The organism is Mesorhizobium sp. LSJC285A00 (assembly GCF_000503155.1).
GTDB lineage: Bacteria > Pseudomonadota > Alphaproteobacteria > Rhizobiales > Rhizobiaceae > Mesorhizobium.
In genome coordinates, this window is record NZ_AYVK01000025.1 from 159,024 (window position 1) to 171,029 (window position 12,006).

Below are 12,006 nucleotides of genomic sequence, written 5' to 3' on the forward strand. Positions count from 1 at the left end.
GGCATTCCGGGGCGGCACCGGCTGTCAGAATCTTTAGCTCTTTGTGCGCTGCCGGCGCTGCTCCTGACAGAAGGCTGTCAGCAGGCGCAAGCTCAAGGCGCCGCAACATGCAGCGCCGGCGGCATCAGGCTGTGGGGTCGTCGTTGCCGGGTATGAAGGCGTCGAAGGCGGCGAGCAACTGCTCGCGATAGACATCGGCCTCCTGCAGGATCTCGTGTTTCGAGCCATCGATCATCAGCAGCGAGCCGAGGCGCAGACGCCTGGCGTAGGCTTCCACGGCCTTGGTCGAGACGACCTGATCGGCGCCGGCGGCGATCATCAGCAGCGGCACCTGGATCCTGGCCATGAAGTCGGGCTCGCTGATGGCTTCGCCTGCCTTGATTGCCGCCTGCAGCCAGCGGATCGTCGGCCCGCCGAGCGCCAGTTGCGGATAGTGCTCGTAGATTTTCGTGTTGCGCTGATAGCGCTCGGGGTCCGATGTCACCTTGTTGAGGGCGAAGGGCAGGGTTTCCCTGGGACGCGGACCCCAGGCGGCGTAGAGCCGGCCGAGGCCGAGAAAGCACAATACCGAGCAGACGCGGCGCGCCGTTTTTGCCGACACGGGCGAGTCGGGCACCGTCAGGAAAGGCGCAATCAGCACCATGCGACGCACCCGGTTGACCATCGACGGCGCCGCGAGCAGCGCGATCACGGCGCCCATGGAATGGGCGAGGATGTAATACGGGCCGCGGCAGTCGGGCAGCACGATATCCTCGAAGAACTGTTCGAGGTCGCCGGTGTAATCGTAGAAGGAGCGGACATAGCCGCGTTGCGGGTCGGCGATCAGGCGGTCGGAATCGCCCTGGCCGCGCCAGTCGAGCGTGGCGACGCCGAGGCCGCGGTCGGTCAGGTTGCGGATGGTTTCGAAATACTTCTCGATGCACTCGTTGCGGCCGGGCAGCAGCACGACGGTGCCTTTCAGCGGCCGGGTGACCGCGGCAAACAGGCCGTAGCGGATCTTCTTGCCGTCGCGCGTGGTGAAAAAGCCGCTGGCGACATTTTGCGGCGGCGGATTGCCTGGCGTGGGATGGAAGAGATCCGTCATTAGGCGCTTGCGTCTTCGTGGTGTCTCACCCGGCAGGGCGTCGGCATGGTGATAGACGCCAATGGATGAAAAGCAAAGGGAGGACGCCAAGGGGGCGGACGAACGACAAGCAAGGCCGGAAGCAGCCTGCGGCGGCGTGCTTCCGGCCTCTGTCGATCCGGGAGGAAGGGACGTTACACCCGGTCGGCCTCGTCGCGGCGCTTTCATCCGGCGCCGCCTGGTTCTTTATCCTGGGGGCACTCTAGCGCCGGCCGGCTGAACGGGCGCCGAAGCAGCGGTTCATCTGCCGTTCATCGACGCCTCGATTGGCGCTCTTCAAAAATCCTTGAAATGAGCTTTTGCGCTCCCCAAATGTCGGATGCAGCCGCCGATGTCGGGGCTGCTGGTCCACCCGAAACGCCTTTCCAGGGTTTCGCACCGGCCACACGCAAACATGTTGCTCAACAGGAGAACACCTCATGCGTCACGTTGATTTTTCCCCGCTCTATCGCTCGACCGTCGGCTTCGACCGACTGTTCACCATGCTCGACTCGCTGGCCCAGCCTGATGGCGCGCAGACCTATCCGCCCTACAACATCGAGCGCACCGGCGAGGACGCCTATCGCATCTCGATGGCGGTTGCCGGCTTCTCGGACGAAGAGATTTCGATCGAAGCCCACCGCAACGTGCTGACCGTCAAGGGTGAGCGCAAGGAAGAAGGCAATGGCGAAGGCTCCGAGTTGCTCTACCGCGGCATTGCTTCGCGTTCGTTCGAGCGCCGCTTCCAGCTTGCCGACCATGTCGAGGTCGTCGGCGCCACGCTGAAGAACGGCCTGCTTTTCGTCGACCTTAAGCGCAACATCCCCGAGGAGCTGAAGCCGCGCAAGATCGCGATTACCGCCTCTTCGGCCAACGCCAAGCAGATCGAGGCCAAGAACGCCGCGTGATCAAGACGGCGGCGTCACAACGCCCAAGGTTAAAAGCGTCTCCTCCCGAGACGAAAGCGGCGCCGCGAGGCGCCGCTTTTTTTCGCCGCAGCCTCTGTCACCCCAACCGAAGAGTTCTGGCTCTTTTGCGGCGGGCGCCGTCTTCCCATGAAGGGCGATGTCTGATCTCTCGGCTGATTTTTCCCTGGCCCTAACGGCAACCATTGCGGTGCTCTTCCTGCTGGCCGGCATCGTCAAGGGCGTTACCGGTATGGGACTGCCGACGTTGGCGATGGGGCTGCTGGGCACAATCATGCCGCCGGTCGCCGCGGCTTCGCTGCTGATCGTGCCGTCCTTCGTCACCAATATCTGGCAGCTGTTTGCCGGCCCGAGCTTCGGATGGATCCTCAGTCGGCTGTGGCAGATGATGGTCGGCATCGTCGCCGGCACGCTGGCCGGCTCATGGCTGCTGGCCAGCGACAATGTCAAATGGACGACGGCCGGCCTCGGGGCGGTGCTGATCGTCTATGCCGTCTATACGCTGCTGGCGCGGCAGTTGACGGTTCCCGCGTCAGCCGAGCGCTGGTCGCCGCCCATCGTCGGTTTCCTTACCGGCATCGTCACCGGCGGCACCGGCGTGTTCGTCGTGCCCGCTGTACCTTACATTCAGGCGCTGGGCTTGAGCCGTGACGATCTGATCCAGGCGCTCGGCCTGTCCTTCACCGTGTCGACGATCGCGCTCGCTGCCGGCCTTGCCTCGCACGGCGCGTTCCAGGTCGGGCATGTCGCCATGTCGTCGCTGGCGGTTGCGCCGGCCTTGCTCGGCATGTGGCTCGGACAGTTGCTCCGGCAGCGGATCAGCCCGGCGACCTTCCGGCGCTGGTTTCTTATTCTCCTGATCTTGCTTGGCCTCGAGCTTTTGGCGCGGCCTTTCCTTGCTTAGCGACCGGTGCCGGTTGCGAGAACGGCCTCGATGTTTTGCCGGTGGACGGGCTCGTACAGCGCGAAGTACTCGACCGCGCCAGTGGCGAACATGTCGGCGCCGAAGGTTTTCAGATCCTGCTTCGCAAGATCAGGCTCATGCCGGCAGCGAAGCAGTTTTTGAACGTAGGCTTGCGTGGCGGCGACGAGGCCTTTGTCGTAGCCGCCTCGCTCAATCGCTTCGAGCGAGCCGTGATTGGGCAAGATGCGGTCTATCGGCCACCCGCTCATGCGTTCGAGATCGACCAGATGTTGCGCCAGCCGATCCGCCTCGCTGACAAAGGTGATCGGATCCTCGAGCGTGTCGCCTGCCAGCAGCAGGCCGATCCCAGCCATGAAGAGCACCGTGCCGTCATGGCTGTGGATTTCGACCTGACGCAGTTCGACGGCGATTGATCCAACGGCGAGGTCAAGACTGCCTTCGAAGGTCCTGTTCGGCAGCACGAGAGGCTTGATCGGTGGAACACCGCTTTCGATCTCGGCCCGGTTGTTCGCGAGCGCCGAGGCGGTGAGCGTGTTGGCGATAATCTCGCAATCCTGAAACACCTCATTGCCGGCAATATGATCGTCATGCCAGTGGCTGAGCACGACCCGGATCGATGTTGCGCCCATGTCTTCGAGCGTCTGCCTGATGAAGCGCGCGTGAGGCAGCGAAATATGCGTGTCGTAGACAAGCGCCTGCGAACCATCGACGATCGCATAGGTGCAGATGCCGAGGGCATAGGCGCCGTCGTCCAGCCAGTTCGGCTCGTCCGACCAGGCGCGAACGCCGTCAACGCGGCCATCGTAGAAGCCGAGCACGTTTGGCGCCGGACGAACCAGCCGCATGGTTGAGCCGAGAGGTGGCTTTGTCATTGGCGCGGTCTCGCGGGTTCAGGCGATCATCTGGCCGAAGCGATCGACCTCATCTGAAGTCGTGGCAAAGCTGGTGACGAAGCGATAGAGCAACTCGTCGTCGCCGACATGGCCGTCGAAGCCGTGCGGCCTGTGCCAGTCGTAAAAGGCTGCGCCGACGGATTGCAGCCTTTCGGCTTCCGCCTTTTTCATCACCGCGAACACCTCGTTGGCCTGCGGCAACCAGGCGAGCTTCGCCGTTGCCGAATCCTCGATCGCAGCCGCCAGGCGCGCGGCCATGGCATTGGCATGACGGGCCGTGTCCAGCCACAGGCCGTCTGTGAAGTAGGCGTCGAACTGCGCTGCGATGAAGCGCGACTTGGAGAACAGCTGTGCGGCGCGCTTGCGCAGGAAGGACAACTCCTTGGCGCGGTCTAGATCGAACAGCACCACCGCTTCGGCGCACCAGCAGCCGTTCTTGGTGCCGCCGAACGAGACGATGTCGACGCCGCGCTTCCAGGTCATTTCGGCCGGCGTCGTCTCAAGCGCGACCAATGCGTTGGCAAAACGGGCGCCGTCCATATGCAGCGGCAGGGAAAAGCGTTTGGCGATCTCCGAAATGGTGGAAATGTCGTCGAGCCCGTACACTGTGCCGACTTCGGTCGATTGGGTGATCGAGACGGCCGTCGGGCGTCCCCAATGGACGATTTCGGGTGCGAAACGGGCGACGGCGCGTTCAAGATTGTGCGGATCGATCTTGCCCAGGGCGCCGTCGACAGCATGGAGACGCGAGCCGCCGCTGAAATGTTCCGGCGCGCCGCATTCGTCCTCGATGATGTGCGATTCGCGGTGCGCAAAGGAAATGCCGCCGGGCTTGTTGTAAGCGGCCAGGGACAGCGAGTTGGCCGCCGTGCCGGTAGCGACGAAGAACACCGCTACCTCGCGTTCGAAGATCTCGCTGAAACGCTGGTAGACGGCCCGGTCGAGATCGCCATCGCCATAGGCGGTCGAAAAGCCGCCGGCATTGGCTGACAGCCCGGCGGCAATGTTGGAATGGACGCCCGCCCAGTTGTCGGATGCAAAGAACATCAGGAAAGTCCCTGCCTGGTTGAGAAAGTCTGGTTGCGACAAGAGCGCGACCATGGCCGTTTCGGGGTTTGACGCGCAAGGGCCAAGGGCTGAAAAAGCGGTAAAGCCAAAGGCGATCACGAAGGAGTGCCGGGACCGAAATTTCGTTTCAACAGCGCCCGACGTAATTTTCTGTCGCCAAACGTCCAAGAATTTGGTGAATCGGTCTTGTGTGCGCCCAGGATTTCTGCCATAAAAATTTAGGACAGTAGTGCTGTCTTATTTTGTCGCACAAGTCAGGCTGGATTGGCGTATCATTTGGGCCACTCCGGCCGTTGCCGCGAGCGACGGGTAGACGGCTCGGCTGTGGCCTGTACGATACCGGATACGAACCGGCGGTGCACCGCACGGTCCGCCAAGGATTTCGAAAAGACGTGCCGCAAGAATGAGAGCGGAAGCCAGTCGCTTCCCAAGGTAGACCAGCGCCCCAAATGCTAGACGTGCAAGGGGCCGGAACGGAGGACAGGACGATGACGGAACTGACGCCATCTGCGATTATCGGCCAGGCCGCGCAGACGAAAGCAGCAGCCGTTAAAAATACCGTTCTGACCAAAGAAGGCCAGACCACCAACGGCCTGACCACCAATGGCATGGCCGCGCAGGGTCTCTATGATCCGCGCAACGAGCATGACGCGTGCGGCGTCGGCTTCATCGTCAACATGAAGAACGTGAAGTCGCACCAGATCGTCAAGGACGGGCTCTTCGTGCTCGAAAACCTGACGCATCGCGGCGCTGTCGGCGCCGATCCGCTGATGGGCGACGGCGCCGGCGTGCTGGTGCAGGTTCCCGATCATTTCTTCCGCGAAGAGATGGCGGCCCAGGGCGTCGAACTGCCGGCGGCAGGCCAATACGGCGTCGGCCACTGGTTCATGCCGCAGGATGCGGCACTGCGCGCCCATATCGAAGAGATCATCGCCGAATCGGCGCAGTCAGAAGGGCTGCCGCTGCTCGGCTTTCGCGACGTGCCGGTCGACAATTCATCGCTGTCGAAGGCGCCCGATATCGCGGCCTCCGAACCGTTCCATCGGCAGGTCTTCATCGGCCGCACATCAGACATTCCAGATGACGAGGAATATGAGGCCAGGCTGTACCTGCTGCGCAAGGTGATTTCCGGCCGCATCTACGCCGAGAACAACAACAAGGATATCGGCGCCTACTGTGTGTCGCTATCGGCGCGCACCATTGTCTACAAGGGCATGTTCCTGGCCTACCAGGTCGGCGCCTATTACAAGGATTTGTCGGATCCGCGTTTCGAGACCGCGCTGATCCTCGTCCACCAGCGCTTCTCGACCAACACCTTCCCGTCATGGAAGCTCGCGCACCCCTACCGCATGGTCGCGCATAATGGCGAGATCAACACGGTGCGTGGCAACAACAACTGGATGGCGGCGCGCCAGGCCTCGGTCGATTCCGAACTGTTCGGCAACAACATCTCGAAGCTGTGGCCGATCTCCTATGACGGCCAGTCCGACACGGCGTGCTTCGACAATGCGCTCGAATTCCTATTCCAGGGCGGCTACAGCCTCAGCCACGCCATGATGATGCTGATCCCGGAAGCCTGGGCCGGCAACAAGCTGATGGATGCCGACCGCAAGGCTTTCTACGAATACCACGCAGCCCTTATGGAGCCGTGGGACGGGCCGGCCGCGGTCGCCTTCACCGACGGTCGCCAGATCGGCGCCACGCTCGACCGCAACGGTCTGCGCCCGGCGCGCTACATCGTCACCGACGACGACCGCGTCATCATGGCGTCAGAGGCCGGCGTGCTGCCGGTGCCGGAGGAGAGGATCGTCAAGAAGTGGCGGCTGCAGCCCGGCCGCATGCTTCTGATCGACCTCGCCAAAGGCCGCATCATTTCCGACGAGGAGATCAAGTCGGAGATCGCCACCAGGCATCCCTACAAGACCTGGCTCAACAACACGCAGCTGATCCTCGAGGATCTGAAGCCGGTCGAGCCGCGCGCGCTGCGCAAGGATGTCAGCCTGCTCGATCGCCAGCAGGCGTTCGGCTACACGCAGGAAGACACCAAGCTGTTGATGTCGCCGATGGCGACCACCGGCCAGGAAGCGGTGGGTTCGATGGGCACGGACACGCCGATCTCGGCGATGTCGGACAAGTCGAAGCTGCTCTACACCTACTTCAAGCAGAATTTCGCCCAGGTCACCAACCCGCCGATCGACCCAATCCGCGAGGAACTGGTGATGAGCCTTGTCTCGTTCATCGGGCCGCGGCCGAACATCTTCGACCTGGTCGGCAATTCGCGCCGCAAGCGGCTCGAAGTGCGCCAGCCGATCCTGACCAATGGCGATCTGGAAAAGATCCGCTCGATCGGCCACACGGAAGACCGTTTCGACACCAAGACCATCGATATCACCTACGGGTCGAGCGAGGGCGCGTCCGGCATGCAGGGCGCGGTCGAACGTCTGTGCGAGCGGGCGGAAGCCGCTGTCGCCGGCGGCTACAACATCATCATCCTGTCCGACCGCCAGGTCGGTCCCGACCGTATCGCCATTCCGGCACTGCTGGCGACGGCTGCCGTGCACCACCATCTGATCCGCAAGGGTCTGCGCACCGCGGTCGGCCTGGTCGTCGAATCCGGCGAGCCACGCGAAGTGCATCATTTCTGCTGTCTCGCCGGCTACGGCGCCGAGGCGATCAACCCCTACCTTGCCTTCGATACGCTGCTCGACATGCACAAGCGTGGCGAACTGCCGGCTGAGGTTGACGCCTACGAGGTGGTCTCGCGCTACATCAAGTCGATCGGCAAGGGCATCCTCAAGGTGATGTCGAAGATGGGCATCTCCACCTACCAGTCCTATTGCGGCGCGCAGATATTCGACGCCATCGGGCTGAAGTCGGATTTCGTCGAGAAGTACTTCACCGGCACAGCGACGCTGATCGAAGGTGTCGGCCTGGACGAGGTCGCGGCCGAGACGCTCAGCCGCCACACCGACGGTTTCGGCAACGATCCGGTGCTGCGCAACAGCCTCGAGGTCGGCGGCGAGTACATGTACCGCATGCGCGGCGAAGCCCATATGTGGTCGCCCGACGCCGTCGCCACCTTGCAGCACGCCGTGCGCCAGGGCTCGTGGGAGACGTTCAAGGAGTATTCCGCGCAGATCGACAGCGAGACGGCCCGTGCCCAGACCATACGCGGCCTGTTCAGGATCAAGCTTGCGGAAGAGACCGGCCGCAAGAAGGTCGCGATAGAGGACGTGATGTCGGCGGCCGATATCGTCAAGCGCTTCTCGACCGGGGCGATGTCGTTCGGCTCGATCTCGCGCGAGGCACACACGACGCTGGCGCGCGCCATGAACCAGATCGGCGGCAAGTCGAACACCGGCGAGGGCGGCGAAGAGGCAGACCGCTATCTGCCGCTGCCCGGCGGCGGCAAGAACCCCGAACGTTCGGCGATCAAGCAGGTCGCCTCGGGGCGGTTTGGCGTCACCGCCGAGTATCTCGTCAATTCCGATGTCATGCAGATCAAGGTCGCGCAGGGCGCCAAGCCCGGTGAGGGCGGCCAGCTGCCCGGCCACAAGGTCGACGCCACCATCGCCAAGGTCCGGCACTCGACGCCCGGCGTCGGCCTGATCTCGCCGCCGCCGCATCACGACATCTATTCGATCGAGGATCTGGCGCAGCTGATCTACGACCTGAAGAACGTCAACCCGGCGGCCGACGTATCGGTCAAGCTGGTGTCGGAAGTCGGTGTCGGTACGGTTGCGGCCGGCGTCGCCAAGGCACGCGCCGACCACATCACCATCTCCGGCTATGATGGCGGCACCGGCGCGTCGCCGCTGACCTCGCTCAAGCATGCCGGCAGTCCATGGGAAATGGGCCTTGCCGAGACGCACCAGACGCTGGTGCTGAACGGGCTGCGCTCGCGCGTTGCACTGCAGGTCGATGGTGGCTTGCGCACGGGGCGCGACGTCATCATCGGTGCGCTGCTCGGTGCCGACGAGTTCGGCTTCTCGACCGCGCCGCTGATCGCGGCCGGCTGCATCATGATGCGCAAGTGCCACTTGAACACCTGCCCGGTCGGCGTCGCGACGCAGGACCCGGTTCTGCGCAAGCGTTTCAAGGGCACGCCCGAGCATGTCGTCAACTTCTTCTTCTATGTTGCGGAAGAGGTGAGGGGGCTGCTGGCCGAGATGGGCTACACCCATATCGACCAGATCATCGGCGACAGCGACCTGCTGGAGAAGCGCGAGATGATCCAGCATTGGAAGGCGCGTGGGCTCGATTTCGGCAAGATGTTCTTCAAGCCGGACGCGCCGCATGAGGCGGTGCACTGGACCGAACGGCAGAAACACCCGATCGACGATGTACTCGATCGCAAGCTGATCGAACTGGCGACGCCCGCGCTCGAAAGCAAGCAGCCGGTCAAGATCGAGGTCGACATCCGCAATGTCGATCGCTCCACGGGCGCCATGCTGTCGGGCGAAGTCGCCAAGCGCTTCAGGCACAAGGGCCTGCGCGAGGACACGATCCAGGTGAAGCTGACCGGCACCGCCGGCCAGTCGTTCGGCGCCTTCCTGGCGCGCGGCATCTCGTTCGATCTCGTCGGTGCGGCCAACGACTATGTCGGCAAAGGCCTGTCGGGCGGACGCATCGTCATCCGGCCGCCGGAGGAGTCCAGGATCGTCGCGGCGGAATCGATCATCGTCGGCAACACCGTCCTCTATGGCGCGACCGAGGGCGAGGCCTATTTCGCAGGTGTCGCCGGCGAGCGCTTCGCGGTGCGCAATTCGGGCGTCGCCGCCGTCGTTGAAGGCGTCGGCGATCATGGCTGCGAATACATGACCGGCGGCATCGTCGTCGTCATCGGCCAGACCGGTCGCAACTTCGCTGCCGGCATGTCGGGCGGCGTGGCCTATGTTCTGGATGAGGCCGGCGATTTCGCCGCGCGCTGCAACATGGCGATGGTCGAGTTGGAGCCGGTTCCGGAAGAAGACGATCTGATGGAAAGGCTGCTGCATCATGGCGGTGACCTCGACCACAAGGGTCGCGTCGACGTCTCGGGCGACATGACCACCCATGACGAGGAACGGCTTTACCAGCTTATCTCGAACCACGTCCATTTCACCGGTTCGGTACGCGGCCGCGAGATACTCGACGACTGGACGACCTTCCGGCCGAAATTCCGCAAGATCATGCCGGTCGAATACCGCCGCGCGCTGATCGAGATGGAACGCATGCGCATGGGCGTGGCGGCGGAATAGGTTTTTCGACTTGCCGGGAGGCGCAGGCTTCCCGGCGGAACTTTCAGCGACAGTTTGACCTCGGATGCAAGGTTGCCACGGCTGCCTCAAGGGGTTAACGGGTGCGAAAACCGCACCATCTGGACAGCAGGAACTGGACTATGGGCAAGGTAACAGGCTTTCTCGAAATCGACCGGCAGGTGCACAAGTACCAGCCGGCCTCCGACCGCATCCGGCATTTTCGTGAATTCACGCTGCCGATGTCGGACAAGGAGGTCGAGAAACAGGCGGCGCGCTGCATGGATTGCGGCATCCCGTTCTGCCACGGGCCGACCGGTTGCCCGATCCACAACCAGATCCCGGACTGGAACGACCTCGTCTACAATGGCGACTGGGACAATGCGATCCGCAACCTGCATTCGACCAACAATTTCCCCGAGTTCACCGGCCGCATCTGCCCCGCGCCCTGCGAGGAAGCCTGCACGCTGAACCTCGAGGACATTCCGGTTGCCATCAAGACTGTCGAACAGGCAATCGCCGACAAGGCTTATGAAACCGGCCATATCCGGCCTTATCCGCCAGAGAAGAAGACGGGCAAGCGGGTCGCTGTCATCGGCTCCGGCCCGGCAGGGATGGCGGCGGCGCAGCAGCTTGGCCGCGCCGGCCACGAGGTCAGCGTTTATGAGCGTGAGAGCCGTCCCGGCGGGCTGATGCGCTACGGCATTCCCGACTTCAAGATCGAGAAGCACTATATCGACCGCCGCATCGAGCAGATGCAGGGCGAGGGCGTGACCTTCCATTGCGGCGTCAATGTCGGCGTCGACAAGCCGGTGGCAGAGTTGCTCGCCGGATACGATGCGGTGCTCTATTGCGGCGGTTCGGAATCGCCGCGTCCGGCCAACATTCCGGGCGACGATCTCGGCGGCGTCTATGACGCCATGCCCTATCTGGTGCAGCAGAACCGTCGCGTCGGCGGCGAGCCGATCCAGTCGGTGGCCTGGCCGTCGCATCCGATCATCGCCGGCGGCCAGCATGTCGTCGTCGTCGGCGGCGGCGATACCGCGTCCGACTGCGTCGGCACCGCCTTCCGCCAGGGCGCGGTGCGCGTCACCCAGCTCGACATCCGCCCGCAGCCGCCGGAGAAGGAAGACAAGCTTTCGGTCTGGCCTTACTGGGCGACCAAGATGCGCACCTCGTCCTCACAGGCCGAAGGTGCGGAGCGCGAATTCCAGGTGGCGACGCTCGAATTCATCGGCGAGGACGGCCAACTGACCGGCGTCAAATGCTGCGAAGTCGACGAGAAGCGCAAGCCGATCGCCGGCACCGAATTCGTCATCCGTGCAGACCTCGCCTTCATCGCCATCGGCTTTGCCGGACCGGCTGCCGCCGGCGTCGCGAAAGAGCTGGACGGTGAGATGAAAATCACCACCGACAGCCGCCGTTCCCGCAATGTCGAAGCCAACGATCGCGACTACAAGACCAGCGTCGACAAGCTCTACGCCGCAGGTGATGTGCGCCGCGGCCAGTCGCTGGTTGTGTGGGCGATCCGCGAAGGCCGCCAGGCCGCGCGCTCGATCGATGAAGCGCTGATGGGGTCGACGGTACTCCCCCGTTAACGGTTGATCGCCGTCGTCGTATCCGTCGCGGCAGCGGCCTTGGGCGGCCAGGAGAAGTCGTCGGCGCGGCCGGGCGAGGCCTCGGGCGCCTTGCCTTCGAGGATTAGTTTTTCGCCGGGCAGATCCGGATTGGCTTTCGGCGCCGCCGCCGCACCGAGAAGCTCGGTCCCGCCGTCGAGCGCCGGATCGTTGAGCAGCATTGGGACGGTGCGGTCGACCACGATCGGGGCGGCGGGCAGCGACGGCGCCTCGACCGG

General features: G+C 63.6%; 7 protein-coding genes and 1 pseudogene. 4 read left to right on the top strand and 4 right to left on the bottom strand.

The window, feature by feature from the left end:
* Window positions 1-124 precede the first annotated feature (124 nt).
* Window positions 125-1,084, bottom strand: a complete 960-nt coding sequence (locus X726_RS149045; RefSeq protein ID WP_023671201.1) for an alpha/beta hydrolase — start codon at window positions 1,082-1,084, stop codon at window positions 125-127.
* 458 nt (window positions 1,085-1,542) lie between these two features.
* Here X726_RS149045 and X726_RS149040 point away from each other — a divergent pair, with 458 nt between their 5' ends.
* Together X726_RS149040 and X726_RS149035 are read left to right on the top strand one after the other, a co-directional pair.
* Complete coding sequence (locus X726_RS149040; RefSeq protein WP_023671202.1) at window positions 1,543-2,010, top strand: Hsp20 family protein; 468 nt, start codon at window positions 1,543-1,545, stop codon at window positions 2,008-2,010.
* A gap of 157 nt (window positions 2,011-2,167) precedes the next feature.
* Window positions 2,168-2,932, top strand: a complete 765-nt coding sequence (locus tag X726_RS149035) for a sulfite exporter TauE/SafE family protein (protein ID WP_023671203.1) — start codon at window positions 2,168-2,170, stop codon at window positions 2,930-2,932.
* Here the strand turns inward: X726_RS149035 and X726_RS149030 are convergent.
* Both X726_RS149030 and X726_RS149025 read right to left on the bottom strand, forming a co-directional pair.
* Window positions 2,929-3,825: an MBL fold metallo-hydrolase gene (locus X726_RS149030; protein WP_023671204.1), complete on the bottom strand. Its 897-nt coding sequence runs from the start codon at window positions 3,823-3,825 to the stop codon at window positions 2,929-2,931. The two genes, X726_RS149035 and X726_RS149030, sit on opposite strands and share 4 nt — an antisense overlap.
* A gap of 18 nt (window positions 3,826-3,843) precedes the next feature.
* Window positions 3,844-4,893 (bottom strand): low specificity L-threonine aldolase, encoded by a 1,050-nt coding sequence (locus X726_RS149025; protein WP_023671205.1) that lies wholly within the window; start codon window positions 4,891-4,893, stop codon window positions 3,844-3,846.
* A 509-nt stretch (window positions 4,894-5,402) separates the two neighbouring features.
* Here X726_RS149025 and gltB point away from each other — a divergent pair.
* Together gltB and X726_RS149015 are read left to right on the top strand one after the other, a co-directional pair.
* On the top strand, window positions 5,403-10,154 hold the full coding sequence (gene gltB / locus X726_RS149020; protein WP_023671206.1) for a glutamate synthase large subunit: 4,752 nt from the start codon (window positions 5,403-5,405) through the stop codon (window positions 10,152-10,154).
* 140 nt (window positions 10,155-10,294) lie between these two features.
* Window positions 10,295-11,749 (top strand): glutamate synthase subunit beta, encoded by a 1,455-nt coding sequence (locus X726_RS149015; protein ID WP_023671207.1) that lies wholly within the window; start codon window positions 10,295-10,297, stop codon window positions 11,747-11,749.
* On the opposite strand, the pseudogene X726_RS0135630 reads toward X726_RS149015, so the two are convergent.
* A pseudogene (locus tag X726_RS0135630) lies at window positions 11,746-12,006 on the bottom strand (DUF459 domain-containing protein); the annotation flags it as partial. The gene X726_RS149015 and the pseudogene X726_RS0135630 sit on opposite strands and share 4 nt — an antisense overlap.